General features: G+C 72.4%; 21 protein-coding genes. 8 read left to right on the plus strand and 13 right to left on the minus strand.

Going from position 1 to position 24,349, the window contains the following annotated elements; genetic code table 11:
- Positions 1–98: 98 nt before the first annotated feature.
- Positions 99–908 (minus strand): DUF72 domain-containing protein, encoded by an 810-nt coding sequence (locus tag ACFW6A_RS00470; RefSeq protein ID WP_386480196.1) that lies wholly within the window; start codon positions 906–908, stop codon positions 99–101.
- A 112-nt stretch (positions 909–1,020) separates the two neighbouring features.
- On the opposite strand from ACFW6A_RS00470, the gene ACFW6A_RS00475 reads away from it, so the two are divergent.
- The 3 genes from ACFW6A_RS00475 to ACFW6A_RS00485 are packed head-to-tail and all read left to right on the plus strand — an operon-like array spanning position 1,021 to position 3,759.
- Positions 1,021–1,956 (plus strand): ABC transporter ATP-binding protein, encoded by a 936-nt coding sequence (locus ACFW6A_RS00475; RefSeq protein WP_386637982.1) that lies wholly within the window; start codon positions 1,021–1,023, stop codon positions 1,954–1,956.
- The gene (locus ACFW6A_RS00480) at positions 1,953–2,717 is read left to right on the plus strand and encodes an ABC transporter permease (protein ID WP_386480199.1); all 765 of its coding nucleotides are present in this window, start codon (positions 1,953–1,955) and stop codon (positions 2,715–2,717) included. The genes ACFW6A_RS00475 and ACFW6A_RS00480 overlap by 4 nt, the downstream gene beginning before the upstream one ends.
- Before the next feature lie 52 nt (positions 2,718–2,769).
- Positions 2,770–3,759, plus strand: a complete 990-nt coding sequence (locus ACFW6A_RS00485; RefSeq protein WP_386480202.1) for a heme A synthase — start codon at positions 2,770–2,772, stop codon at positions 3,757–3,759.
- A 35-nt stretch (positions 3,760–3,794) separates the two neighbouring features.
- Here the strand turns inward: ACFW6A_RS00485 and ACFW6A_RS00490 are convergent, their stop codons facing one another.
- The 3 genes from ACFW6A_RS00490 to ACFW6A_RS00500 all read right to left on the minus strand — a co-directional run bounded on the left by ACFW6A_RS00490 (position 3,795) and on the right by ACFW6A_RS00500 (position 6,370).
- Positions 3,795–4,874, minus strand: a complete 1,080-nt coding sequence (locus tag ACFW6A_RS00490) for an amidohydrolase family protein (protein WP_351842304.1) — start codon at positions 4,872–4,874, stop codon at positions 3,795–3,797.
- A 95-nt stretch (positions 4,875–4,969) separates the two neighbouring features.
- A complete protein-coding gene (locus ACFW6A_RS00495) occupies positions 4,970–5,314 on the minus strand; it encodes a hypothetical protein (protein WP_351842306.1) in 345 nt (114 codons plus the stop codon).
- Positions 5,315–5,416: 102 nt separating this feature from the next.
- Entirely contained in the window at positions 5,417–6,370 is a 954-nt protein-coding gene (locus tag ACFW6A_RS00500) for a heme o synthase (RefSeq protein ID WP_351842347.1), read from the minus strand.
- Between the two features lie 343 nt (positions 6,371–6,713).
- On the opposite strand from ACFW6A_RS00500, the gene tkt reads away from it, so the two are divergent.
- Genes tkt through pgl form a run of 5 tightly spaced genes read left to right on the plus strand, consistent with a single transcriptional unit; the run spans position 6,714 to position 13,312 of the window.
- Positions 6,714–8,816 (plus strand): transketolase, encoded by a 2,103-nt coding sequence (gene tkt / locus ACFW6A_RS00505; RefSeq protein WP_351842308.1) that lies wholly within the window; start codon positions 6,714–6,716, stop codon positions 8,814–8,816.
- A gap of 35 nt (positions 8,817–8,851) precedes the next feature.
- On the plus strand, positions 8,852–9,970 hold the full coding sequence (tal, locus tag ACFW6A_RS00510) for a transaldolase (RefSeq protein ID WP_386637985.1): 1,119 nt from the start codon (positions 8,852–8,854) through the stop codon (positions 9,968–9,970).
- Between the two features lie 5 nt (positions 9,971–9,975).
- Positions 9,976–11,508 carry a glucose-6-phosphate dehydrogenase gene (gene zwf, locus ACFW6A_RS00515; protein WP_351842312.1) on the plus strand — a complete coding sequence of 511 codons (1,533 nt, stop codon included), beginning with the start codon at positions 9,976–9,978 and terminating at the stop codon, positions 11,506–11,508.
- A complete protein-coding gene (opcA, locus tag ACFW6A_RS00520) occupies positions 11,505–12,563 on the plus strand; it encodes a glucose-6-phosphate dehydrogenase assembly protein OpcA (protein ID WP_351842314.1) in 1,059 nt (352 codons plus the stop codon). Before zwf ends, opcA begins: the two co-directional genes overlap by 4 nt.
- Positions 12,560–13,312, plus strand: coding sequence for a 6-phosphogluconolactonase (gene pgl, locus ACFW6A_RS00525; protein ID WP_351842316.1), 753 nt, complete (start codon positions 12,560–12,562; stop codon positions 13,310–13,312). Before opcA ends, pgl begins: the two co-directional genes overlap by 4 nt.
- Positions 13,313–13,331: 19 nt before the next feature.
- Here the strand turns inward: pgl and ACFW6A_RS00530 are convergent, their stop codons facing one another.
- From ACFW6A_RS00530 to ACFW6A_RS00570, 9 genes are all read right to left on the minus strand, one after another.
- Positions 13,332–14,891, minus strand: coding sequence for a PH domain-containing protein (locus ACFW6A_RS00530; RefSeq protein ID WP_351842318.1), 1,560 nt, complete (start codon positions 14,889–14,891; stop codon positions 13,332–13,334).
- Positions 14,888–15,388 (minus strand): PH domain-containing protein, encoded by a 501-nt coding sequence (locus ACFW6A_RS00535; protein ID WP_351842320.1) that lies wholly within the window; start codon positions 15,386–15,388, stop codon positions 14,888–14,890. The genes ACFW6A_RS00530 and ACFW6A_RS00535 overlap by 4 nt, the downstream gene beginning before the upstream one ends.
- Before the next feature lie 3 nt (positions 15,389–15,391).
- Positions 15,392–17,056 carry a glucose-6-phosphate isomerase gene (gene pgi / locus ACFW6A_RS00540; RefSeq protein WP_386480210.1) on the minus strand — a complete coding sequence of 555 codons (1,665 nt, stop codon included), beginning with the start codon at positions 17,054–17,056 and terminating at the stop codon, positions 15,392–15,394.
- Positions 17,057–17,210: 154 nt separating this feature from the next.
- Positions 17,211–17,546, minus strand: coding sequence for an RNA polymerase-binding protein RbpA (locus ACFW6A_RS00545; RefSeq protein ID WP_003957010.1), 336 nt, complete (start codon positions 17,544–17,546; stop codon positions 17,211–17,213).
- A 77-nt stretch (positions 17,547–17,623) separates the two neighbouring features.
- Positions 17,624–17,854, minus strand: coding sequence for a preprotein translocase subunit SecG (secG, locus tag ACFW6A_RS00550; protein WP_017238647.1), 231 nt, complete (start codon positions 17,852–17,854; stop codon positions 17,624–17,626).
- A gap of 105 nt (positions 17,855–17,959) precedes the next feature.
- Positions 17,960–18,736 (minus strand): triose-phosphate isomerase, encoded by a 777-nt coding sequence (tpiA, locus tag ACFW6A_RS00555; protein WP_351842322.1) that lies wholly within the window; start codon positions 18,734–18,736, stop codon positions 17,960–17,962.
- A 7-nt stretch (positions 18,737–18,743) separates the two neighbouring features.
- On the minus strand, positions 18,744–19,955 hold the full coding sequence (locus ACFW6A_RS00560; protein ID WP_351842324.1) for a phosphoglycerate kinase: 1,212 nt from the start codon (positions 19,953–19,955) through the stop codon (positions 18,744–18,746).
- A 117-nt stretch (positions 19,956–20,072) separates the two neighbouring features.
- Positions 20,073–21,083, minus strand: coding sequence for a type I glyceraldehyde-3-phosphate dehydrogenase (gap, locus tag ACFW6A_RS00565; protein ID WP_351842326.1), 1,011 nt, complete (start codon positions 21,081–21,083; stop codon positions 20,073–20,075).
- 222 nt (positions 21,084–21,305) lie between these two features.
- The gene (locus ACFW6A_RS00570) at positions 21,306–24,260 is read right to left on the minus strand and encodes a M14 family zinc carboxypeptidase (protein WP_386637990.1); all 2,955 of its coding nucleotides are present in this window, start codon (positions 24,258–24,260) and stop codon (positions 21,306–21,308) included.
- Positions 24,261–24,349 lie beyond the last annotated feature (89 nt).

A 24,349-nucleotide genomic window follows, 5' to 3' on the forward strand; every position in this document is an offset into this window, starting at 1 on the left:
CATTGTTGCGTAATTAATCGGGCAGTGACAAGCCGCGCCCGGAACGGTGGCGATGGCGTGCATCACTCAGGTAAGGCTTACCTGACCTGCGGAAACGATCATTCGTAGGACGAATCGAGGGTGGCCTGACCAGCCGGTTCCCCCTCCGCCGGGGCGTCGGCCGGCACGGCCACCGGCCGCCCCGCCGCGCTCATCAGGTCCCGGAAGACGGCCGCGTCACGAGGCGCCTCGACCCCCGGGTCGTTGTTGAAGTAGACGTACGCGTCCGCGCCCGGCGGCCGCCCCTCCACGAGCCGTTCCACCCAGCTCTCCAGCGCCTGCCTGCCGTACGCCGGCCACGGCCGGGCCCTGCCCTCGTGCAGGCGCAGATAGCCCCAGTCGGCCGTCCGCCACAGCGGGGTCACCGGCCGGGACTTCCGGTCCGCCCAGCACAGCGCGGCCCCGCGCTCAGTGAGGACCGCCTCGGTCCGGTCCGTCCACCACGAGGCGTGCCGCGGCTCGACGGCCACCCGCACCCCCGCCGGGAAGCAGGCGAGGACCGCGTCCAGCAGCCCCGGGTCGGCCCGCAGCGACGGCGGGAACTGGAGCAGCACCGGCCCCAGCCGATCCCCCAGCTCCCCCGCCCGTCCCATCAGCTCCGCCACCAGCTCCTCCGGCTCCCGCAGCCGCTTGTCGTGCGTCAGCCGGCGGGTCGCCTTGACCGCCATGACGAAGCCGTCGGGCGTCCGCCTCCGCCAGGCGGCGAAGGTCGACCGCTCCGGCAGCCGGTAGAACGAGCCGTTGTTCTCCACGGTGGCGAACCGGCGGGCGTACTCCTCCAGCCAGAGCCGCTGCGGCACGCCCTCCGGGTAGAAGGTGCCCCGCCAGTCCCGGTACTGCCACCCCGAGGTGCCCACGAAGACCGTCATGGGAGGCTCCTGCCCCGTCCGCGCCCGCCCATCCGGCGCCGCCGCCCGGCTGCCGGCCGCTCCCCCGGGGCCGCGGCCCGGCCCGTCCCCGCGGGTCCTTAGACTTCCCGGCATGGAAAACGAGTCCGCCGGCACCGCCGTCCGCGTCCGCGGCCTGGTCAAGCGGTACGGCACGAAGACCGCCGTCGACGGCCTCGACCTCGACGTGCGGACCGGCACCGTCACCGCCGTCCTGGGCCCCAACGGCGCCGGCAAGACCACCACGATCGAGACCTGCGAGGGCTACCGGAAGCCGGACGACGGCACCGTCCGCGTCCTCGGCCTCGACCCGCTCGCCGACGCCGCCGACCTGCGCCCCCGTGTCGGCGTGATGCTCCAGTCCGGCGGCGTGTACTCCGGCGCCCGCGCCGACGAGATGCTCCGCCACATGGCGAAGCTGCACGCCCACCCGCTCGACGTCGACGCCCTGATCGAGCGCCTCGGCCTCGGCTCCTGCGGCCGTACGACCTACCGGCGGCTCTCCGGCGGCCAGCAGCAGCGGCTCGCCCTCGCCATGGCCGTGGTCGGACGCCCCGAGCTCGTCTTCCTCGACGAGCCCACCGCCGGCCTCGACCCGCAGGCCCGCCACGCCACCTGGGACCTGGTCCGCGAGCTGCGCGCCGACGGCGTCACCGTCGTCCTCACCACCCACTTCATGCAGGAGGCCGAGGAGCTCGCCGACGACGTCGCCATCGTCGACGGCGGCCGGATCGCCGCCCAGGGCAGCCCCGAGCTGCTCTGCCGCGGCGGAGCCGAGAACACCCTCGCCTTCACCGGCCGCCCCGGCCTCGACCTCGGCTCCCTGCTCCACGCGCTCCCGGACGGCACCGAGGCCGCCGAGCCGCTGCCGGGCACGTACCGCATCACCGGCACCGTCGACCCCCAGCTGCTCGCCACCGTCACCACCTGGTGCGCGCAGCACGGCGTGATGCCCGACCGCATCTCGGTCGAACGCCACACCCTCGAAGACGTCTTCCTGGAGCTGACCGGCAAGGAGCTTCGCGCATGAGCACCGGTACGTACGCGCCGAAGCCGGGGGCCGCCCCCGTCGGACGGATGATCGCGGCGCAGACCGCCCTGGAGACGCGGATGCTGCTCCGCAACGGCGAGCAGCTCCTCCTCACGGTGATCATCCCCTCCCTCCTGCTCGTGCTGTTCTCGGCGGTCGACATCGTCGACACCGGGAAGGGCGAGGCGGTCGACTTCCTCGCCCCCGGCGTCCTCGCGCTCGCCGTGATGTCCACCGCCTTCACCGGCCAGGCCATCGCCACCGGCTTCGAGCGGCGCTACGGCGTCCTCAAGCGGCTCGCGGCCTCCCCGCTGCCCCGCCGGGCCCTCATGACCGCCAAGACGCTGGCCGTCCTGGTCACCGAGGTCCTCCAGATCGTCCTGCTGACCGCCATCGCGTTCGGCCTGGGCTGGTCCCCGCACGGCAACCCGCTCGCCGTCCTGCTCCTGCTGGTCCTCGGCACCGCCGCCTTCTCGGGGCTCGGGCTCCTGATGGCCGGCACGCTCAAGGCCGAGGCGACCCTCGCCGCGGCCAACCTGGTCTTCCTGCTGCTCCTGGTCGGCGGCGGGGTGATCGTCCCGCTGGAGAAGTTCGGCGCGGCCGGCGACGTGCTGGCGCTGCTGCCGATCTCGGCCCTCTCCGACGGCCTCAGGGACGTCCTCCAGGACGGCGCGGGCACGCCGTGGGCGGATGCCGGGATCCTCGCCGTCTGGGCCGTCCTGGGCCTCGGGGCGGCGGCGCGGTTCTTCCGCTGGGAGTGACCGCGGAGGACCAGAGGGTGACGTTTCCGGACAAGGCACCCCTCGTGAAAGCGTGCACAAGCCCGCGCCTACGATAGGGCCCGTGCAGACCCCCCTCGCCTTCATCGCCCAGCGCTGGACCCCGTCCCCCCGGGTCCTCCGGCGCGCCGCGCTCTCCGCCGTCGTGATGAGCGTCCTCATCATCGTCACCGGCGGCGCGGTCCGGCTGACCGGTTCCGGACTCGGCTGCGACACGTGGCCCAAGTGCACGGACGACAGCCTCTTCGCCACCCCCGAACAGGGCCTCCACGGAGCCATCGAGTTCGGCAACCGGATGCTGACCTACGTCCTGTCGGCCGCCGTCGGCTGGGCCATCATCGCCGCCCGTTCGACCGAGCCGTGGCGCCGGAACCTCACCCGCTGGGGCTGGGCGCAGTTCTGGATCGTGATGAGCAACGCCGTCCTCGGCGGCATCACCGTCTGGATGGGCCTCAACCCATGGACCGTGGCCGGGCACTTCCTGGCCGCCAACGCGCTGCTCACCGTCGCCGTGATCACCTGGCACCGGACCGGCGAGGGCGACACCGCCCCCCGCCCGCGCGTGCCGGGCCCGGTGCGGAAGCTGTCCTGGGCGATCGCCGTCGTCTCGGGCCTGCTGATCGCGCTCGGCACCACGGTGACCGGCGCCGGCAAGCACGCGGGCGACAGCAGCGACGTGCCCCGCATGCCCTGGGACTGGACGGCCGCCGCCCATCTGCACGCCATCGCCGCCTGGGCCGTCTGCGCCCTCGCCGTCGCCATGTGGCTGGTCCTGCGCGTGGTCGACGCCCCGGACGACACCCGCGCCCGCGCCCGCGACCTGCTGATCGTGCTGCTGCTCCAGGGCGGCATCGGTTACGTCCAGTACTTCACCGGCGTCCCGGAACTCCTGGTGGCCGCCCACATGCTCGGCTCCTCGCTGATGTGGATCGCGGTGCTGCGCCTGGCCCTGAGCCTGCGCGAGCGCCCCCTGCCGGCGGCCGACCTCCCGGCCCAGGCGAACCCGGAGCTGGCGAAGGCCTGACGCCCCTCCCGCACTCCCGGCGCGGGTCCACCGGCTCATGCCAGCCGGTAGACCCGCGTCGCGTTGTCCGCGGCGATCATCGCGGCGACCCGCTGGGCGTCGGTACGCGACCAGGCGCCGTCCATGACCCAGGCGCCGAGCACCCGGCCGAGGGCGGCGCGGAAGGCGCTGGCGGCGACCACGTGCAGCTCGGGCAGGCCGCGGGCGCCGCTGGAGTAGAGCAGCTTGCCGAAGGGGGCCAGTTCCAGGACCTCGGCGAGGACGTCCGCCGCCCGGGCCCCGGTGTGCGCCAGGGCGGCGCCCAGGTCCGCGTAGACGTGCGGGAAGGCCCCGGCCATCCGGGCGGCCGTCCGGTGGTGCGGCGGGCCGTGCAGCAGGACGAGGTCGGCGCCGAGCCCGGCGGTGGCGGCGGCGAAGCCGCGCAGGCCGGCCGGGTCCCGGTCCCCGGTGTGGAGCTGGAGCGGGCGGCCCGCGCCCACCGCGATCCACAGCAGGCGGCGCAGCAGCACCGGCGAGTCGAGGGGACCGCCGGCGGGCCGGCCGGCGAGCCAGCGGCCCGCGGCGCGGCGGGTCTCGGCGCGCCCGGGGGGCTCGGGGTCGGCGGCGAGGCCGCAGCGCGGGGCGGAGACCGAGGAGAAGGCCACGGAGCGCACGGCGGCCTCCTGGACGGCCTCGGTGAGGTTGGCGAGGAAGGCGTCGACGGTCCCCGAGGTGTCGGCGACCTGCTCGGCGAGGGGCTCCAGACGGACGATCTCGTGGGCGCGGGCCGCACCGGCGGCGGCCAGCTCGGCGGGCCCGGTGAGGTCCCCGGGGAGGCCGGTGTCGACGAGGTAGGTGGCGATGCCGGCGGCCCGCAGCAGCCGGCGGCCGGTCTCGGCGACGCCGAGCTCGCGGCGGCGGGCGAGGTAGCGGGCGGGCGGGCAGTGCGGTTCGAGGCCGAGGAGCGGCGGGCACCAGCGCCGTACGGCGAAGCCCGTCTGGGTGTCGAAGAAGGTCGTGCCGGAGGCCGGCAGGACGGCGGCCGGGCCGAGGTGGGCCTCGAAGGTGCCGAGGCCCAGCTCCGTCCGGAGCACCCCGTGGCAGTACTGGTCCACCAGGCGCGGCGTGTCGATCATCTCGGGGGGCTCCCTGCGTGGGCGTGTCTCCACACGTCCTAACGGGTGAGCCCCTCGCGAGGTTGTTGCCTGCGCCCGGGCCGTCGGCCGGTCGTTCAGGCGTTGGCGGGGCCGCCGAGCTGGATGCCGGCCATGCGGGTCCACTCGTAGGGACCGGTGACGACCTTGGCGGCGAACTCCCCGTCGAACTCGTCGTGCAGGGTCAGCCCGGCCTTCTCGGCGGCCTGCCGGGCGACCGCGTGGGTGGGGGCCACCAGGTCGCCCCAGCCGCCGTCCTCGCCGACGAGGACGATCCGGGTGCCGGCCTGGCCGATGTGGGCGAGCTGGCCCTCGACGCCGCCGTGCTCCCTGCCGAAGGCGCGGATCTCCTTGGCGAGCTTGGCCGCCTTGCGCGCCTCGCGCGGCGAGGCGGCCGTGGTGTCTTCCTTGGTGTCTGCCATGACAAGGATGCTACCGAGGGGTAGATCGACTGACGACGGCCGGGCCGCGTGGGACAGCCCACACGACCCGGCCGTCGGAGCCGGAGAACCGCCGCGCCGGAACTAGCGCAGGAAGGGGTCCACCGCGACCGCCACGAAGAGCAGCGAGACGTAGGTGATGGACCAGTGGAAGAGGCGCATCTCCTTGAGCTTCGCCCCGGTGACCTCGGCCTTGGCGCGGTTCAGCAGGCCGTGCGCCTCCCACAGCCACCAGCCGCCGGTGGCCAGGGCGACGGCGGTGTAGAACCAGCCGGTGTAGCCCAGCGGGGTGAGCAGCAGCGAGACCCCCACCATGACCCAGCTGTAGAGGACGATCTGCCGGGCGACGACCTTGTTGGAGGCGACCACCGGGAGCATCGGCACGCCCACGCGCGCGTAGTCCTCCTTCACCTTCATCGACAGCGGCCAGTAGTGCGGCGGCGTCCAGAAGAAGATGACCATGAAGAGGATGACGGCGGCCCAGGACATCGAGTTCGTGACCGAGGACCAGCCGATGAGGACGGGCATGCAGCCGGCGATGCCGCCCCAGACGATGTTCTGCGCGGTGCGCCGCTTCAGGATCATCGTGTAGATCACGACGTAGAAGAGGAGCGCGCCGAGCGAGAGCCAGGCGGAGAGCCAGTTGACCAGCAGGCCGAACCAGAGGGTGGAGACGACGGCGAGGGAGAGGCCGAAGACCAGGCCCTCGCGCGGCGAGACCATGCCGGTGACCAGCGGGCGCTGCGCGGTGCGGTCCATCAGCGCGTCGATGTCGCGGTCGATGTACATGTTGAGCGCGTTGGCGCCGCCCGCCGAGAGGTAGCCGCCGAAGCAGGTGGCGAGCACCAGCCACAGGTCCGGCACGCCCTGCTCGGCGAGGAACATCACCGGAACGGTGGTGATGAGCAGCAGCTCGATGATCCGCGGCTTGGTCAGCGCCACGAATGCCTTGACGCGGGCCCCGAACGGCCGATGGCCCCCCGGGCCGGTAGCCAAGACGACCCCTGCGGGTCGGGACTCGACGGCCGTCACGCACACCCCTGACAGAGAAATTCCCAGCAAGTTCCCCGGATAAAGACGGGGTGAAACTTGCGCGTACCACGCCACTGTAGACGTTGCCCAGACGCCGGTCTTCGCGGGGGTGGGGTCGTGTTGGCGGGGCTCACTCGTGAGCGCGAATCCCTTCCCGTATCAAGGGACGGACACCGTTCGGCGCGCCGTTCGGGAGGCGAAGCGCCACGCCCACCGGCACTCTTGGCGTGTCCGCTCATTTGAGGGGCATGGACACGAAAAGAGGGGGCTTTTTCGGGGGTAGGCTCGACACCGCCGGTACACCCTCAGTCACCGGCTACAGACATGTGGAGAGGAGCCCTGACCCAGGGTGAGCACTAAGCCGACCACCACAGACCTCCAGTGGACCGAATTGGACCAGCGGGCCGTCGACACCGCCCGCATCCTGGCCGCGGACGCCGTACAGAAGGTCGGCAACGGCCATCCCGGTACGGCGATGAGCCTCGCGCCGGCCGCGTACACCCTCTTCCAGAAGGTGATGCGCCACGACCCGTCCGACCCCGAGTGGGTCGGCCGCGACCGGTTCGTGCTCTCCGCGGGCCACTCCTCCCTGACCCTGTACACCCAGCTGTACCTGGGCGGCTTCGGGCTGGAGCTGGACGACCTCAAGGCGTTCCGCACCTGGGGCTCGAAGACCCCGGGCCACCCGGAGTACGGCCACACCGCCGGCGTCGAGACCACCACCGGCCCGCTGGGCCAGGGCGTGGCGAACGCGGTGGGCATGGCGATGGCCGCCCGCTACGAGCGCGGCCTGTTCGACCCGGAGGCGGCCCCCGGCACCTCCCCCTTCGACCACAACGTCTACGTGATCGCCGGCGACGGCTGCCTCCAGGAGGGCATCTCCGCCGAGGCGTCCTCGCTCGCGGGCCACCAGAAGCTCGGCAACCTGATCCTGCTGTGGGACGACAACCACATCTCGATCGAGGGCGACACCGAGACGGCCGTCTCCGAGGACACGCTGAAGCGGTACGAGGCGTACGGCTGGCACGTGCAGCGCGTGGAGCCTCAGGAGAACGGCGACCTGGACCCGGCCGGGCTGTACGCGGCGATCCGCGCGGCCGAGGCCGAGACCGAGCGCCCGTCCTTCATCGCGATGCGCTCGATCATCGCCTGGCCCGCGCCGAACGCGCAGAACACCGAGGCCGCGCACGGCTCGGCGCTCGGCGACGAGGAGGTCGCGGCCACCAAGCGCGTCCTGGGCTTCGACCCGGAGCAGAGCTTCGAGGTCTCCGACGAGGTCATCGCCCACACCCGCGCGCTGGGCGCCCGCGGTGCCGAGGCCCGCTCCGCCTGGGAGAAGCAGCTCTCGGAGTGGCGTGCGGCCAACCCGGAGCGCGCCGCCGAGTTCGACCGGATCCAGGCGAACGAGCTGCCGGCCGGCTGGGAGGAGAAGCTCCCGGTCTTCGAGGCGGGCAAGTCCGTCGCCACCCGCGCCGCCTCGGGCAAGGTGCTCCAGGCGCTGGGCGAGGTCGTCCCGGAGCTGTGGGGCGGCTCGGCCGACCTCGCGGGCTCGAACAACACGACGATCGACAAGGCGTCGTCCTTCCTCCCCGAGGGCAACCCGCTGCCGGAGGCCCACCCGTACGGCCGCACGATCCACTTCGGCATCCGCGAGCACGCCATGGCCGCGGAGATGAACGGCATCGCGCTGCACGGCAACACCCGCATCTACGGCGGCACCTTCCTGGTCTTCTCGGACTACATGCGCAACGCGGTGCGCCTGTCGGCCCTGATGCACCTGCCGGTGACCTACGTGTGGACGCACGACTCGATCGGTCTCGGCGAGGACGGCCCGACCCACCAGCCGGTGGAGCACCTGGCCTCGCTGCGCGCGATCCCGGGGCTGAACGTGGTCCGCCCGGCCGACGCCAACGAGACGGCGATCGCCTGGCGCGAGATCATGAAGCGGCACACCCGCGCGTACCCGGAGGGCGCGCCGCACGGTCTGGCGCTGACCCGCCAGGGCGTGCCGACCTACGCGCCGAACGAGGACGCGGCCAAGGGCGGCTACGTGCTCTTCGACGCCGAAGGGCCCTCCGGGCAGAACACGGCCCCGGAGGTCGTGATCATCGCGACCGGTTCCGAGGTGCACCTGGCCGTCGAGGCCCGTGAGGCCCTCCAGGCGGAGGGCGTCCCGACCCGGGTCGTCTCGATGCCGTCCGTGGAGTGGTTCGAGGAGCAGGACCAGGCGTACAAGGACTCGGTCCTGCCGCCGTCGGTGAAGGCGCGCGTCGCGGTCGAGGCCGGTGTCGGCCTCACGTGGCACCGGTACGTCGGCGACGCGGGCCGGATCGTCTCGCTGGAGCACTTCGGTGCCTCGGCCGACGCCAAGGTCCTCTTCCGTGAGTTCGGTTTCACGCCGGAGGCCGTCGCCGCCGCCGCCCGGGAATCGATCGCCGCCGCCGCGCGCTGACGCGGATACGTACGACTTTTGGAGATGGAATTCTCATGACAGACGCTCTCAAGCGCCTCTCCGACGAAGGCGTCGCGATCTGGCTGGACGACCTGTCGCGTCAGCGGATCACGTCCGGCAACCTGGCCGAGCTGATCGACCAGTCGCACGTGGTCGGCGTCACCACCAACCCCTCGATCTTCCAGAAGGCGATCTCCGAGGGACACGGTTACGACCAGCAGCTCGCCGACCTGGCCGCCCGCAAGGTGACCGTGGACGAGGCCATCCGCATGATCACGACGGCGGACGTCCGGGACGCCGCCGACATCCTGCGTCCGGTCTTCGACGCGACCGACGGCCAGGACGGCCGGGTGTCGATCGAGGTCGACCCGCGGCTCGCCCACGACACGGTCGCCACGATCGCCGAGGCGAAGCAGCTGGCGTGGCTGGTGGACCGGCCCAACACCCTCATCAAGATCCCCGCGACGAAGGCCGGCCTGCCGGCGATCACCGAGGTCATCGGCCTCGGCATCAGCGTCAACGTGACGCTGATCTTCTCGCTGGAGCGCTACCGCGCGGTCATGGACGCCTACCTGGCGGGCCTGGAGAAGGCCCGCGAGCGCGGCCTCGACCTGGCGAAGATCCACTCGGTGGCGTCCTTCTTCGTCTCCCGCGTGGACACGGAGATCGACAAGCGCCTGGACGGCATCGGCACCGACGAGGCCAAGGCGCTCAAGGGCAAGGCCGCGCTCGCCAACGCGCGCCTGGCCTACGAGGCGTACGAGGAGGTCTTCTCCTCGGAGCGCTGGGCCGCCCTGGACAAGGCGCAGGCCAACAAGCAGCGTCCGCTGTGGGCCTCGACCGGCGTCAAGGACCCGGCCTACAAGGACACGCTGTACGTCGTGGACCTGGTCGCCCCCGGCACGGTGAACACCATGCCGGAGGCCACCCTGGAGGCCACCGCCGACCACGGCGAGGTCACCGGTGACACCGTCCGCGGCACGTACGACTCCTCCCGCGAGGTCCTGGAGGCCGTCGCGAAGCTGGGCATCGGCTACGACGACGTGGTCCAGCTCCTGGAGGACGAGGGCGTCGAGAAGTTCGAGGCCGCGTGGAACGACCTGCTCGGTTCGACCGAGGCGGAGCTCAAGCGCCTCGCCCCCTCGGAGGGCTGACCACAGTGAGCACCGTCCACGGAGCCAACCCGCTCCGTGACGCCGCAGACCGACGGCTCCCGCGCATCGCGGGGCCGTCGGGCCTGGTCATCTTCGGCGTCACGGGCGATTTGTCCCGTAAGAAGCTGATGCCCGCCGTCTACGACCTGGCCAACCGCGGCCTGCTGCCGCCGGGCTTCTCGCTCGTCGGCTTCGCCCGCCGGGAGTGGCAGGACGAGGACTTCGCGCAGGAGGTCCACGACGCGGTCAAGCAGCACGCCCGCACCCCCTTCCGCGAGGAGGTCTGGCAGCAGCTGATCCAGGGCATGCGCTTCGTCCAGGGCGACTTCGACAGCGACGAGGCCTTCGAGCAGCTCAAGGACACCATCCAGGAGCTGGACAAGGCGCAGGGCACCGGGGGCAACTTCGCCTTCTACCTGTCCGTGCCGCCGAAGTTCTTCCCGCTCGTCGTCCAGCAGCTGAAGAAGCACGGCCTGGCCGACCAGAAGAACGGCTCCTGGCGCCGCGCCGTCATCGAGAAGCCCTTCGGCCACGACCTGGCCTCCGCCAAGGAGCTCAACGAGGTCGTCCACGAGGTCTTCCCGCCCGAGGCGGTCTTCCGCATCGACCACTACCTCGGCAAGGAGACCGTCCAGAACATCCTGGCGCTCCGCTTCGCCAACACCCTCTTCGAGCCGATCTGGAACCGGTCCTACGTCGACCACGTGCAGATCACCATGGCCGAGGACATCGGCATCGGCGGCCGCGCCGGCTACTACGACGGCATCGGCGCCGCCCGTGACGTCATCCAGAACCACCTGCTCCAGCTGCTCGCGCTGACCGCGATGGAGGAGCCCGCCTCCTTCGACGCCGACGCGCTCGCCGCCGAGAAGACCAAGGTGCTGGGCGCCGTCCGGCTGCCCAAGGACCTGGCGAAGAGCACCGTCCGCGGGCAGTACGCGGCCGGCTGGCAGGGCGGCGCCAAGGCCGTCGGCTACCTCCAGGAAGAGGGCATCGACCCCCAGTCGAAGACCGACACCTACGCGGCGGTCAAGCTGGAGATCGACAACCGCCGCTGGGCGGGCGTCCCCTTCTACCTGCGCACCGGCAAGCGCCTGGGCCGCCGGGTCACCGAGATCGCGGTGGTCTTCCAGCGCGCCCCGCACTCCCCCTTCGACCACACGTCGACGGAGGAGCTGGGCCGCAACGCGATCGTCATCCGGGTCCAGCCGGACGAGGGCGTCACCGTCCGCTTCGGCTCCAAGGTGCCGGGCACCCAGATGGAGATCCGGGACGTGTCGATGGACTTCGCCTACGGCGAGTCCTTCACCGAGTCCAGCCCCGAGGCCTACGAGCGGCTCATCCTGGACGTCCTCCTCGGCGACTCCAACCTCTTCCCGCGCGTGGAGGAGGTCGAGCTGTCCTGGAAGATCCTCGACCCGATCGAGCAGTACTGGGACAAGCACGGCAAGCCCGCCCAGTACGAGTCCGGGACCTGGGGTCCCGTCGAGGCGGACGAGATGCTCGCACGAGACGGCAGGAGCTGGCGCCGGCCATGAAGACCGACCTGACGGACACCACGTCCTCCAAGATCAACAAGGCGCTGGTGCTCGGGCGGCGGGCGATCGGCACCCCGGCCGTCGGCATGGTGCTCACCCTCGTGATCGTCACCGACGAGGAGAACGCCTACGACGCGCTGAAGGCGGCCAGCGAGGCCTCCCGCGAGCACCCCTCGCGGACCCTCGTGGTGATCAAGCGGGTCTCGCGCTCGCCGCGGGACCGGGCCAACACCCGGCTCGACGCCGAGGTCCGCCTCGGCGCCGACGCCGGCTCCGGGGAGACGGTGGTCCTCCGGCTGTACGGCGAGGTCGTCGACCAGGCCCAGTCGGTGGTGCTGCCGCTGCTCCTCCCGGACGCCCCCGTCGTCGTCTGGTGGCCGGTGAACGCGCCGACCGACCCGGCGAACGACCCGCTGGGCGCCCTCGCCCAGCGCCGGGTGACCGACACGTACGCCGCCGAGCAGCCCATCGAGGAGCTGACCGCGCGCGCGGACACCTACACCCCCGGCGACACGGACCTGTCGTGGACCCGGATCACGCCGTGGCGCTCGATGCTGGCCGCCGCGCTCGACCAGGTCCACTGCAAGGTGACCTCGGCCGACGTGGAGGGCGAGGAGTTCAACCCGAGCGTCGAACTGCTCGCCATGTGGCTGGCCGAACGGCTCAAGGTGCCGGTGCGGCGCTCGAAGTCGGCGGGGCCCGGCCTCACCTCCGTACGGCTGGAGACCAGCGCCGGGCCGATCGTGCTCGACCGGCCCGACGGTTCGCTCGCGACCCTCTCCATAGAGGGGCAGCCGCACCGCGCGGTGGCGCTCAAGCGGCGCGAGACGGCCGAGCTGATCGCCGAGGAGCTGCGCAGGCTCGACCCGGACGACACCTACGCGGCCGCGCTGAAGTACGGCCTGGAGCGGCTCGACGAGGAGGCGGCCGTCACCGCCCCCGCGCCGTCGGATCCCGCCCCGGACGTCACGGCGGAGCCCGCCGCGGAGTCCTCCCCCGAGCCCGCGAAGAAGGCTCCCGCCAAGAAGGCCCCGGCGAAGAAGGCGGCCGGATGAGCGCCCCCCGGCTCGTGGTCCACGGGTCCAAGGAGCTGATGGCCGAGGCCGCCGCGGCCCGGCTGATCACCGCGGTCGTGGACGCCCAGGCCGACCGGGGCACCGCCTCGGTCGTGCTGACCGGCGGCCGCAACGGCAACGGCCTGCTCGCCGCCCTCGGCACGGCGCCCGCCCGGGACGCGATCGACTGGTCGCGGCTCGACCTGTGGTGGGGCGACGAGCGGTTCCTGCCCGAGGGCGACCCCGAGCGGAACGTCACCCAGGCCCGCGAGGCGCTGCTCGACCGGGTCCCGCTGGACCCGGCCCGGGTGCACGCCATGCCGGCCTCGGACGGCCCCCACGGGGACGACGCCGACGCCGCCGCGGCGGCCTACGCGGCCGAACTGGCCGCCGCGGCCGGCCCGGGGGCGCGGGTGCCGGCCTTCGACGTGCTGATGCTCGGCGTCGGCCCGGACACCCACGTGGCCTCGCTCTTCCCGGAGCTCCCGGCGGTCCGGGAGACCGGACGGACGGTGGTCGGGGTGCACGACGCGCCCAAGCCGCCGCCGACCCGGATCTCCCTGACCCTCCCGGCGATCCGGGCGGCCCGGGAGGTCTGGCTGCTCGCGGCCGGCGAGGACAAGGCGAAGGCCGCGGCCCTCGCGCTCTCCGAAGGCGCGGACGAGGCGCGGGTCCCGGCCTCCGGCGCCCGCGGCACCGAGCGCACGCTGTGGCTGATGGACGGAGCGGCGGCCTCGGAGCTGTCCTAGCCCCCCGCTCGGGCCCGGTTCACCCCCCGGTGGACCGGGCCTCCGTCGTTTCCGGGGCCGCCGCCGGTACGAGGAAGGGCGCGAGCAGCCCCGGTACGGCCCGGTCGGCGAGGGCGAGGGCCTGGGACTCGCCCGCGTCCAGGACGTCGTAGGCGCCCTCTCCGGCGGCCGTGGTGGCGGTGAGGGTGAGGAGCCCGGCGCGGCGCTGGAAGTACGACTGCTTGACCGTCCAGCCGATGATCCCGGTCCGCTGGAGGGCGACCGTGGCCCGCCGCACGGTGCCCGAACGGGTCACCAGGTGGGCCCCGCTGACGGCGTGTCCGAGCGAGCGGTACGCGTCCCGGGCGAGGAGCACGGCGAGCGGCGCGAGGACCGCGGTCCAGCCGGCCGCCGCGTACAGCAGCACCGGGGTGAGGAGCGCCCCCAGGAGGGCGAGGACGGCGGCGGGGAGCAGGACGGCGCCGAGGGCCCGACGGAGCCTGCGGGCGCGGGCGGCGCGGGGATGGGCGGCGAGCGGGGCGGAGGTGGGCGGTTCGGTCGCGCGCAGCACCTCGGCGGCGACCCGGTCGGCGACCGCCCGGGGCGCGGCCGGCAGCAGGGTCTTGAGGTCGCCGTGCTTCTCGTCGTCGTCCTCGGCGAGGCCGGTGGCGACGGCGTCGATCCGGGCGGCCCCGCAGAGCCGGACGCCGAGGGGCTCGACGAGTTCGACGCCGCGCAGCCGGCGCTCCTCCAGGGTGACCGAACGGGCGGTGAACAGGCCGCGGCGGACCCGCAGGGTGCCGCCGGGTTCGCGCTCCAGCCGGTGGTTCCACCACATCTCGACCCAGAGGCCGAGGGCGCCGACGGCCCCGGCGGCGGTGGCGAGGAGGAACAGGTCGACGACCATCCAGGGCAGCGAGACCTCCCGGAAGCGGTCCCCTATCCAGTCGATGACCTCGGCCTGGGCGCCGAACCACTCGCTGACCTGCATGACGGCTCCGGCGGCGGCGCCGCCGAGGGCGGGGGCGACGAAGGAGACCGGGGCGTAGCGGATCCAGCGGGGGTCGACGACGGCGAGGGTGCCGTCGTGGGCGGGGTCGGCCTCCGGGGCGGCGGGGCGGGCGAGGAGTTCGCGGCGGAGCCGTTCGCCCTCGGCGCGGGTGACGAGTTCGAGTGCGAGGGTGGACTCGCCGCCGCCGGTGGACTCGCCGGTGCCGATGCGGACCTTGACGAGGCCGGGGACGCGCTGGAGCGGGTTGGCCGTGAGGTCGACCGTGCGGATCCGGTCGCGGGCCAGGGAGCGGCGCTTGAGGAGGAGCAGGCCGGTGTGGAGGTCGACCCGGTCGGGGCCGACCCGGTAGCGGGTGCGGCGGCAGCGGACCCAGTCGGCGGCGGTGCCGCCGCCGACCAGGAGGGCGGCGCCGGCGAGGACCCAGGCGACGGCCTGCCACAGCGGCCGGCCGCCGGCCAGTCCGGCGGCGAGGGGCACGCCGGCGCCGACGGCGATCCCGCAGAAGACGGCGGCGGTGACGAGCAGGGTGCGCGGGTCGAGCCGCCGCCACTCCTCCCCGGGCCGTTCCTCCTCGGGCCCGGTGCTCACGTGGCGTCCCCGGGGGTGGCCCGGGTGAGCGCGGTGAGCCGTTCGGCGAGTTCGGCGGCCAGCTCGTGGTCGAGCCCCTCCGCCCGCAGCGCGCCCTTGGAGGAGGCGGTGGTCACGGTGACGGTGGCCAGGCCGAAGAGCTGCTCCAGCGGTCCGCGTACGGTGTCCACGGTCTGGATCCGGGACATCGGGGCGATCCGCCACTCCTGCCACAGGGCGCCGGTGCGGACGTACACGGCCTCGTCGGTGACCTCCCAGCGGTGCACCCGGAACCACCAGGCGGGGAAGAACGCGGTGCAGGCCGCCCCGAGCACGGCCAGGACCGCGGCCGCGGTGAGCAGCCAGGTCCGGGCCGGTCCGATCAGGAGGCCGGCCGCGGCCAGGACGGCGGCCGGGACGCCGGCGGCGAGGAGGCACCGGGCGCTCCACCAGCCGACGGCCCTGCGGTCCACCGCGTTCCTGGGCGGCCGCAGCCGCACCGCGTTCTCCCCCGCCACCGGTCAGCTCCGGCCGCGCAGGGAGCGGTAGGCGGCGACGAGGGCCGCGGTGGAGCTGTCGAGACCGTCGGCGGACTCCTCACCGGTCAGGACGGGCTCGATCCGCTTGGCGAGGACCTTGCCCAGCTCGACGCCCCACTGGTCGAAGGAGTCGATGTTCCAGACGGCGCCCTGGACGAAGACCTTGTGCTCGTAGAGCGCCACCAGCTGGCCGAGCACCGAGGGGGTGAGGGCGTCGGCGAGGAGGGTGGTGGTGGGGTGGTTGCCCCGGAAGGTCTTGTGCGGGACGAGCTCCTCCGGCACGCCCTCGGCCCGCACCTCCTCGGGCGTCTTGCCGAAGGCGAGGGCCTGGGTCTGCGCGAAGAAGTTGGCCATCAGCAGGTCGTGCTGGGGGACCAGACCGGACGGCAGGTCGTCGACGGGCCGGGCGAAGCCGATGAAGTCGGCGGGGATGAGCTTGGTGCCCTGGTGGATCAACTGGTAGTAGGCGTGCTGCCCGTTGGTGCCGGGGGTGCCCCAGACGACCGGGCCGGTCTGCCAGTCGACCGGCTCGCCCTGGCGGTCCACGGACTTGCCGTTGGACTCCATGTCGAGCTGCTGGAGGTAGGCGGTGAACTTGGACAGGTAGTGCGAGTAGGGCAGGACGGCGTGCGACTGCGCGTCGAAGAAGCCGCCGTACCAGACGCCGAGGAGGCCGAGGAGGAGCGGCGCGTTCTCCTCGGGCGGGGCGGTGCGGAAGTGCTCGTCGACGAGGTGGAAGCCGTCGAGCATCTCCCGGAAGCGGTCCGGCCCGATGGCGATCATCAGGGAGAGGCCGATGGCGGAGTCGTACGAGTAGCGGCCGCCGACCCAGTCCCAGAACTCGAACATGTTGGCCGTGTCGATGCCGAACTCCTCGACCCGCTCGGCGTTGGTCGACAGCGCCACGAAGTGCTTCGCGACGGCCTCCTGGCCGGCCCCGAGGCCGCCGAGCAGCCAGTCGCGGGCGGAGGTGGCGTTGGTGACCGTCTCGATGGTGGTGAAGGTCTTCGAGGCGACGATGAAGAGGGTCTCGGCCGGGTCGAGGTCGCGGACGGCCTCGTGGAGGTCGGCGCCATCGACGTTGGAGACGAAACGGAACGTCAGATCCCGCCGCGTGTAGGCGCGCAGGACCTCGTAGGCCATGGCGGGGCCGAGGTCGGAGCCGCCGATGCCGATGTTGACGACGTTCTTGATGGGCCTGCCGGTGTGGCCGGTCCAGGCGCCGGAGCGGATCCTGTCGGCGAAGCCGGCCATCTTGTCGAGGACGGCGTGGACCTTGGGGACGACGTTCTCGCCGTCGACCTCGACCACGGCCCCGCGGGGGGCCCGCAGCGCGGTGTGGAGGACGGCCCGGTCCTCGGTGGTGTTGATCTTCTCGCCGCGGAACATGGCGTCGCGCAGTCCGGCGACGTCGGTGGCGGCGGCCAGGTCGCGCAGCAGCTCCAGGGTCTCGTCGGTGACGAGCTGCTTGGAGTAGTCCAGGTGGAGGTCGCCGACCCGCAGGGTGTAGCGGGTGCCGCGCTCGGGGTCGGCCGCGAACAGCTCGCGCAGATGGGTGCCGCCCAGCTGCTCCCGGTGCTTGCCGAGGGCCGCCCACTCGGGCAGCCGGTTGAGCCTGATGCGTCCTTCAGTGGTCATTTCGGACATCGCCCACTTCTTCTCGTACGTTTCTGCCCCGCTGCTCCTCCAACCTAATTGATCGCGCGGGGCGATCCGCGCCACCGGAGCCGGACACGACGAAGGGCCCCGTGAGCGAAGCGGGTTCGCGTACGGGGCCCTTCGGCGGCTGTTCGTCCGGTGTTCAGATCTCGCCCCGGAGCTTGGCGAGCGCCTCGGCGAGGATGGCCTCGCCGTCGGCGTCGCTGCGGCGCTCCCGGACGTAGGCGAGGTGGGTCTTGTACGGCTCGGTGCGCGGGGGGTCCGGCGGGTTGTCCCGGTCCTGGCCGGCCGGGAAGCCGCAGCGCGGGCAGTCCCAGGTGTCCGGGACCTGCGCGTCGCTCGCGAAACTCGGCTGGGTCTCGTGCCCGTTCGAGCACCAGAAGGAGATGCGGAGGCGCGGTGCCGACTCGCCCCGCTCGGCCTCCCCCATCGGCCCCGCTCCGACCCGGCTTCCCCGGATCGCGTTGCCACTTGCCACGGTCGTAACTCCCTGCGTGATGGTGCTCGAAGATGCCCCAGTCTACGGAAGGCCCAACGCGCGTCCAGTGTGCGGAGTTACCCGTCCAGCTTCATGAGCAGACCAAGCACCACAATGCAGGCGAACCAGAGCAGTCCGACCACGACCGTGATGCGGTCGAGGTTGCGCTCGGCGACCGAGGAGCCGCCGACGGAGGACTGCATGCCGCCACCGAACATGTCGGAGAGGCCGCCGCCCTTCCCCTTGTGCATCAGCACCAGCAGCATCAGCAGGCCGCTGAAGACGATCAGGGCGATCGAGAACCCCATAACCACGGCGGGACCAACTTCCTCGGAGCTTGAAAAGGGACGGGGGCCGGGCACCTGCCCGACCCCCGCAAGGGTACGACGGATCGCCTCCGCCGCTCTACATCGTCACTGGTCGCGGAAACGGACGATCTTGACGAACTCGTCCGCGTCCAGCGAGGCGCCGCCGACCAGGGCGCCGTCGATGTCGGGCTGCGCCATGATCTCGGCGACGTTGCCGCCCTTGACGGAGCCGCCGTACTGGATGCGGATCTTGTCGGCGACGTCCTGCGAGTACAGCTCCGCGAGCTTGCCGCGGATCGCCCCGCAGACCTCCTGGGCGTCGGCGGCGCCGCAGACCTTGCCGGTGCCGATGGCCCAGACGGGCTCGTAGGCGACCACGATCGTCTCGGCCTGCTCGGCCGGGACGTCCTTGAGGCCGCCCTCGACCTGGGCGAGGGTGTGCGCGACGGCGTTGCCGGCCTCGCGCACGTCCAGCTCCTCGCCGACGCAGAGGATCGGGGTGATGCCGTGGGCGAAGGCGGCCTTCACCTTGGCGTTGCACAGCTCGTCGGTCTCGGCGTGGTACTGCCGGCGCTCGGAGTGGCCGACGGCGACGAAGGCCGTGTTCAGCTTGGCCAGCATCGCGCCGGAGATCTCGCCGGTGTACGCGCCGGACTCGTGGGCCGACAGGTCCTGGGCGCCGTACTTGATCTTGAGCTTGTCGCCGTCGACCAGGGTCTGCACCGAGCGGAGGTCGGTGAAGGGGACGAGGACGGCGACGTCGACGGCGTCGTAGTCCTTGTCGGTGAGGGTGAAGGCGAGCTTCTGGACGTGGGCGATGGCCTCCAGGTGGTTGAGGTTCATCTTCCAGTTGCCCGCCATCAGCGGGGTGCGGGTGGTCATAAGGGGGTCAGTCCTCCAGTGCGACGAGGCCGGGGAGCTTCTTGCCCTCGAGGTATTCGAGGGAGGCGCCGCCACCGGTCGAGATGTGGCCGAAAGCGTTCTCGTCGAAGCCCAGGATGCGGACGGCGGCGGCGGAGTCGCCACCGCCGACCACCGAGAAGGCCGGGGAGTCGACGAGCGCCTGGGCGACGGCCCGGGTGCCCTCGGCGTAGTCGGGGTGCTCGAAGACGCCCATCGGCCCGTTCCAGAAGACGGTGGCCGCGTCGGCGAGCTTCGAGGCGTAGAGCTTGCGGGTCTCCGGACCGATGTCCAGGCCCTCCTGGTCGGCCGGGATGGCGTCCGCGGCGACCGTGGTGGGGTGGGCCGGGGCCTTGGTCTTGAGGTCGGGGAACTCGGTCGAGACCAGGACGTCGACGGGGAGGACGAACTCCACGCCCTTGTCCGCCGCCCGCTTCAGGTATTCCTTGACGGCCGGGATCTGGTCCTCCTGGAGGAGGGAGATGCCGACCTCGTGGCCCTGGGCCTTGAGGAAGGTGTAGGCCATGCCGCCGCCGACGAGGATGCGGTCGGCCTTCTCCAGGAGGTGGTCGATCACACCGAGCTTGTCGGAGACCTTGGCGCCGCCGAGGACGACCGCGTACGGCCGCCGGACGTCCTCGGTCAGCTTCTTGAGGACGCCGACCTCGGTGGTGATGAGGTAGCCGGCGGCGTGCGGCAGCTTGCCCGGGAGGTCGTAGACCGAGGCGTGCTTGCGGTGCACGGCGCCGAAGCCGTCGCCGACGTAGAGGTCGGCGAGGGCGGCCAGCTCGCCGGCGAAGGCGTCGCGCTCGGCGTCGTCCTTCGAGGTCTCGCCGGCGTTGAAGCGCAGGTTCTCGATGACGGCCACCCGGCCGTCGGCCAGGCCGGCGACGGTCGCCCGGGCGGACTCGCCGACGGTGTCGGTGGCGAAGGCCACCTCGGTGCCGAGCAGTTCGCCGAGGCGCGCGGCGGCCGGGGCGAGGGAGAACGCCGGGTCCGGGGCGCCCTTGGGGCGGCCCAGGTGGGAGGCGACCACGACGCGGGCGCCGGCGTCGGCGAGCGCCTTGACCGTGGGGACGACGGCGCGGATGCGGCCGTCGTCGGTGATGGTGGTGCCGTCGAGCGGCACGTTGAGATCGGCGCGGACGAACACCCGCTTGCCCTCGACGCCCTCGCCGAGAAGCTCGTCGATCGTCTTCATCTGTTCACTGACTCCTTGGTACGCGGTGGAGCACACGAGACAGGGCCCGCGCAGCGCTTCGTCGCGCTGCCCGAGCCCTGCTCACATCGAAAGCCTGCCCTGCTGAACCCTAGTACCTCAGAGCTGGTCGCCGACGAAGGTGGTCAGGTCGACGAGACGGTTGGAGTAGCCCCACTCGTTGTCGTACCAGCCGAGGACCTTGACCGAGTTGCCGTCCTGGACCATGGTCAGGGAGGAGTCGAAGGTGCACGACGCCGGGTCGCTGACGATGTCCGAGGAGACGATCGGGTCCTCGGTGTAGAAGAGGATGCCCTTGAGCGGGCCGTCCTCGGCCGCCTTCTTGAACGCGGCGTTGACCTCGTCCTTGGTGACCTCGCGGTCGAGGGTGACGACCAGGTCGGTGGCGGAGCCGGTGGGGACCGGGACGCGCATGGCGATGCCGTCCAGCTTGCCCTTGAGCTGCGGGAGGACCAGGGCGGTGGCCTTGGCGGCACCGGTCGTGGTCGGGATGATGTTCTCCGCGGCGGCGCGGGCGCGGCGCAGGTCCTTGTGCGGGAAGTCCAGGATGCGCTGGTCGTTGGTGTACGCGTGGACCGTGGTCATGAGGCCGCGGACGATGCCGAAGTTCTCGTCGAGGACCTTGGCCATCGGGGCGACGCAGTTGGTGGTGCACGACGCGTTGGAGATGACGTCGTGGTGCGCCGGGTCGTACTTGTCCTGGTTGACGCCCATCACGATGGTGATGTCCTCGTCCTTGGCCGGAGCCGAGATGAGGACCTTCTTCGCGCCGCCGGCGAGGTGCTTGGCGGCGTCCTCGCGCTTGGTGAAGATGCCGGTCGACTCGATGACGATGTCGACGCCGAGCTCGCCCCACGGGATGTCGGCGGGGTCGCGCTCGGACAGCACCTTGATGGTGTGGCCGTCGACGGTGATGGTGTCGGCGGTGTGGGAGACCTCGGCCTTGAGGCGGCCCAGGATGGTGTCGTACTTCAGCAGGTGGGCCGTGGTCGCGGTGTCGCCCAGGTCGTTGACGGCCACGACCTCGATGTCGGCACCCTGCTCAAGAAGCGCGCGGAAGTAGTTGCGACCGATACGGCCAAAGCCGTTGATGCCTACGCGGATCGTCACGAACCGATCTCCTCGTTAGGAACGCCGGGTGAAATGTCACACCGGCGAGATCTTGATTTTTTTGGGATGTCCCCGACCGCTTACGACCCTACCTCTCCGGGCGCCCCCGAGTGACATCGAGCGCAGCCGTTCGAGCCCGGAAAGTGACCGGAAAACGGCCGACGGCCCGTACCTACCAACGGGTACGGGCCGTCTTGGGACCTTTGTCCCCACTACTCTCCGTCAGCGGCGGAGCGCGGTGAGGGCGCGGTCGAGGAGCCGCTGCCGCTCGGCGGCCGAGGCCACGTGCTCCAGGCCGAAGCCGAGGAGGACGGTGTCACGGGTGGTGACGGCGGCGACGGAGTGGAACAGGGCCGGGGAGCGGGCCCAGTCGGCGGCGTTGCCGGGGCTGCCGGCCGGGGCGCCGGGCACGGTCCAGGCGCCGAGGGAGTCCTCGAAGCCCTCGCGCTCGGTGCCGGCCGCGGTGACCAGCCGGACGTCGTCGACGAAGGCGCCGGTCTCGCCGGTGCCGGGGTCGGAGACGTACGAGAGGGAGAGCTCGACCCGCTTGCCCGCGTAGGCGGCGAGGTCGACGGAGGCCTGCCGCCAGCCGTTGGAGGGGCCGGTGAAGGCGTTCCAGGCACCGGTGGTGCCGGTGGGGGCGCAGCCGTCCGCGCCGAGGGTGAGGTAGCGGCCGAGGGCGGGGTGGAGCCTCAGGTAGTAGCCCTCGCCGCAGTCGGCGGGCGGTTCGGTGGAGGTGCCGCCGTTGCGGTCGGGCAGGGTGGTCCAGTCGTCCTGGCCGACGGTGCGGGCCTCGACGACGAGGTTGTCGTAGCCGGGCTCGGTGTCGTAGCTGATCTGGAAGTCGAGCCGGGGCGCGTCGGCGGCGGTGGTGCCGGTGAGGTCGACCGTCCGGGAGAGCCGGGCCCAGGTGTCGTCGGCGTGCCGGACGGCGGCGAAGGAGTCGCCCTCGGCCGGTTCGAAGGGGGTGCGCAGGCCGGGGTAGTCGCCGGCCGGGGCGCTGGACGCGAACTGCGGGAACCGCTCGGGGTCGAGGGTGTCGGAGGTGACGGTGTAGGCGCCCGCGTTGTCGAGCGGGTTGCCGGCGGCGGCCGCGAGCCCGGTGGCCGGGCCGGCGAGCCGGCCGGCGCCGGCGAAGGAGGCCGGGCCGTTCAGCCCGGCCCGGTGGTAGGCGCCGAGCCAGTACTGGGCGAAGTCGTTGGACTCGGCCCGGCCGATCCGGGTGAGTCCGCCGGTCTTCTCGCCGGCGTTGAGCAGCTTGCCGCCCTCGTTGAGGTAGGAGCGGACGGCGAGCTGGACGGCCCCGGAGGGGCGCTCGGCGCCGGTGTACCAGACGACGGCGCCGAAGTGGGAGAGGGTGCCGAGGGCGTGCGGGACGCCCTGGGTGGCGACGTCCCAGACGGCGGCCTTCCGGCCGGTCGCGGCGAGCGCCCGCACGTAGGCGGCGGCGTTCGGCGCGGCGCTCGTACCGCCCTCCTCGGCGAGGACGAGGACGTCGCCGCGGGCCCGCTCGGCCACCTCGTAGGTGAAGGGGGCGGTGGTGGTGGGCTTCCCGTCGCGGCCGCGGGCGCTGAACCAGACCTCGACGGAGTCTCCGGGCCGGGCGCCCCTGACCTCGCCTCGGTACTGGTCGTAGTACAGGTTGTCCTCGCCGCCGTAGGTCTCGCCGCCGTCCCACGCCTCGACCCCGGAGCGGTGGGTGCGACCGCCGTTGATCCGGTAGTGGAGGGTCTTGGCGCGCAGCGACTTCCGGGCGGTGACGGCGACCGGCTGCTCCTCGCCGGCGGCGGCGTAGGAGGTGGTGAAGGGGTCGGGGGCGAGGTCCGGGGCCTCGGCGCCGACCGGGGAGACCGGGTCGTCGGGGCGGGCGGCGGACTCGGCGACGGCCAGCGCGAAGGGGATGTTCTTGGCGAACTCGGCCTGGATCAGCTTCTCGTCGTCGGGGAAGGTGAAGACGGAGGCGCAGTCGGCGGCCTCCCAGGCGTCGTTCGGGTCGACGCGGGAGGCGGTGGCGCAGGTGGACATCTCCGGGGTGAACATCTGCATGCCGTTGACGTTGGCGGCGTGTCCGTCGGCCTCGCCGTTGGTGATGTACAGCTCGGAGGAGACCTGCGGCCGGTAGCCGGGGACGGCGGAGTTCGCCGGGGTGCCGGCGAGCGCCTTGAGCGCCAGGTCGTCGGGGGTGTCGGTGGCGACCTGCCAGCCCACGCCGTAGAGCAGCAGCTGGGCGGCGGAGTGGTAGTTGACGCCGTACGAGAAGCCGATGCGCTTCTGGAAGGCGTCCAGGGCCCGGGTCTCCGGCTCGGACATGGGGCCCTTGCCGCGGAAGGTCTCGTCGGCCGGGTCGGGGGACGAACCCTCGTCGTCGTAGCCCCACTTGTAGGCGAAGTTGCGGTTGAGGTCGACGCCGTCGCCGGCTCCGACGACGCCGTCGCCGTCGTTGTCGCGGAGGTTCTTGCGCCACTGGCGGTTGGCGGGGTCGGCGTGGGTGAAGTCGTAGCCGTCGGGGTTGGCGGAGAGCACGAACCACAGCTCGGTGGAGTCGACGATCCGGGTGATCCGCTCGTCGGTGCCGTAGTTGTCGAGGTAGTGGTGGAGCAGCCGCCTGGTCATCTCCGGGGTGATCCACTCGCGGGCGTGCTGGTTGGAGACGTACAGGGTGGCGGGCTTGCTGCCGTCCTTCGTCCTCCGGGCGTCCTTGCCGACCTTGACGGCGAGGATGTCCTGGCCCTTGAGGGTCTTGCCGATGGAGACGACCTTGGTGAGGCCGGGGTGGCCGGCGGCGGTGGCGAGGATCTCCTCCTTGAGGCCGCCGGGGCCGCCGTAGGGGCGGAAGACGCCGTCGCCGGCGGCTGCGGACCGCTTGGCGGCGGCCGGGCCCGGGTCGTGCGCGGCGATCGTGACGCCCTGGTTCCGCAGCGCGCCGGCCTGCGCCTCGGTCAGGTACAGCTCGACGGTGGCGGTGCCCTCCTCGGGCACCCGCTCGGTCAGTTCGTGCCCGTCGGCCCCGGCGTCGAGGAGGAGCGGAACCTGCTCCTCGGTGACCGTGGCCCGCCATACGGAGAGGACGTCGCCGCCCTCCGGGTCCGCCGGCCGCGCCCCGGCGGCGGGTGCCGCCGCGAGTCCGGCGATCAGCAGTGAAGCCGCGGCGATGACCGCCCGCGCCCTTCGTCTCATGAGCCCCCCTTGGTGTGATCCGTCACGAGGAAGAACGGATGCCAGGCTCATGGGCGCCCATGGGACTGTCAAGGGCGCCTCGCCGCGAC

This window comes from Streptomyces sp. NPDC058758, from assembly GCF_042746075.1.
Classification (GTDB): Bacteria; Actinomycetota; Actinomycetes; order Streptomycetales; family Streptomycetaceae; genus Streptomyces.

Coding starts and splice junctions, on each gene's coding strand:
- ACFW6A_RS00490 (WP_351842304.1), bottom strand. CDS start 4,874: ATGATCGACACGCCGCGCCTGGTGGACCAGTACTGCCACGGGGTGCTC.
- ACFW6A_RS00570 (WP_386637990.1), bottom strand. CDS start 24,260: ATGAGACGAAGGGCGCGGGCGGTCATCGCCGCGGCTTCACTGCTGATC.
- opcA (WP_351842314.1), top strand. CDS start 11,505: ATGAAGACCGACCTGACGGACACCACGTCCTCCAAGATCAACAAGGCG.
- pgi (WP_386480210.1), bottom strand. CDS start 17,056: ATGTCCGAAATGACCACTGAAGGACGCATCAGGCTCAACCGGCTGCCC.
- ACFW6A_RS00560 (WP_351842324.1), bottom strand. CDS start 19,955: ATGAAGACGATCGACGAGCTTCTCGGCGAGGGCGTCGAGGGCAAGCGG.
- ACFW6A_RS00495 (WP_351842306.1), bottom strand. CDS start 5,314: ATGGCAGACACCAAGGAAGACACCACGGCCGCCTCGCCGCGCGAGGCG.
- ACFW6A_RS00475 (WP_386637982.1), top strand. CDS start 1,021: ATGGAAAACGAGTCCGCCGGCACCGCCGTCCGCGTCCGCGGCCTGGTC.
- ACFW6A_RS00480 (WP_386480199.1), top strand. CDS start 1,953: ATGAGCACCGGTACGTACGCGCCGAAGCCGGGGGCCGCCCCCGTCGGA.
- pgl (WP_351842316.1), top strand. CDS start 12,560: ATGAGCGCCCCCCGGCTCGTGGTCCACGGGTCCAAGGAGCTGATGGCC.
- tpiA (WP_351842322.1), bottom strand. CDS start 18,736: ATGACCACCCGCACCCCGCTGATGGCGGGCAACTGGAAGATGAACCTC.
- secG (WP_017238647.1), bottom strand. CDS start 17,854: ATGGGGTTCTCGATCGCCCTGATCGTCTTCAGCGGCCTGCTGATGCTG.
- ACFW6A_RS00470 (WP_386480196.1), bottom strand. CDS start 908: ATGACGGTCTTCGTGGGCACCTCGGGGTGGCAGTACCGGGACTGGCGG.
- tal (WP_386637985.1), top strand. CDS start 8,852: ATGACAGACGCTCTCAAGCGCCTCTCCGACGAAGGCGTCGCGATCTGG.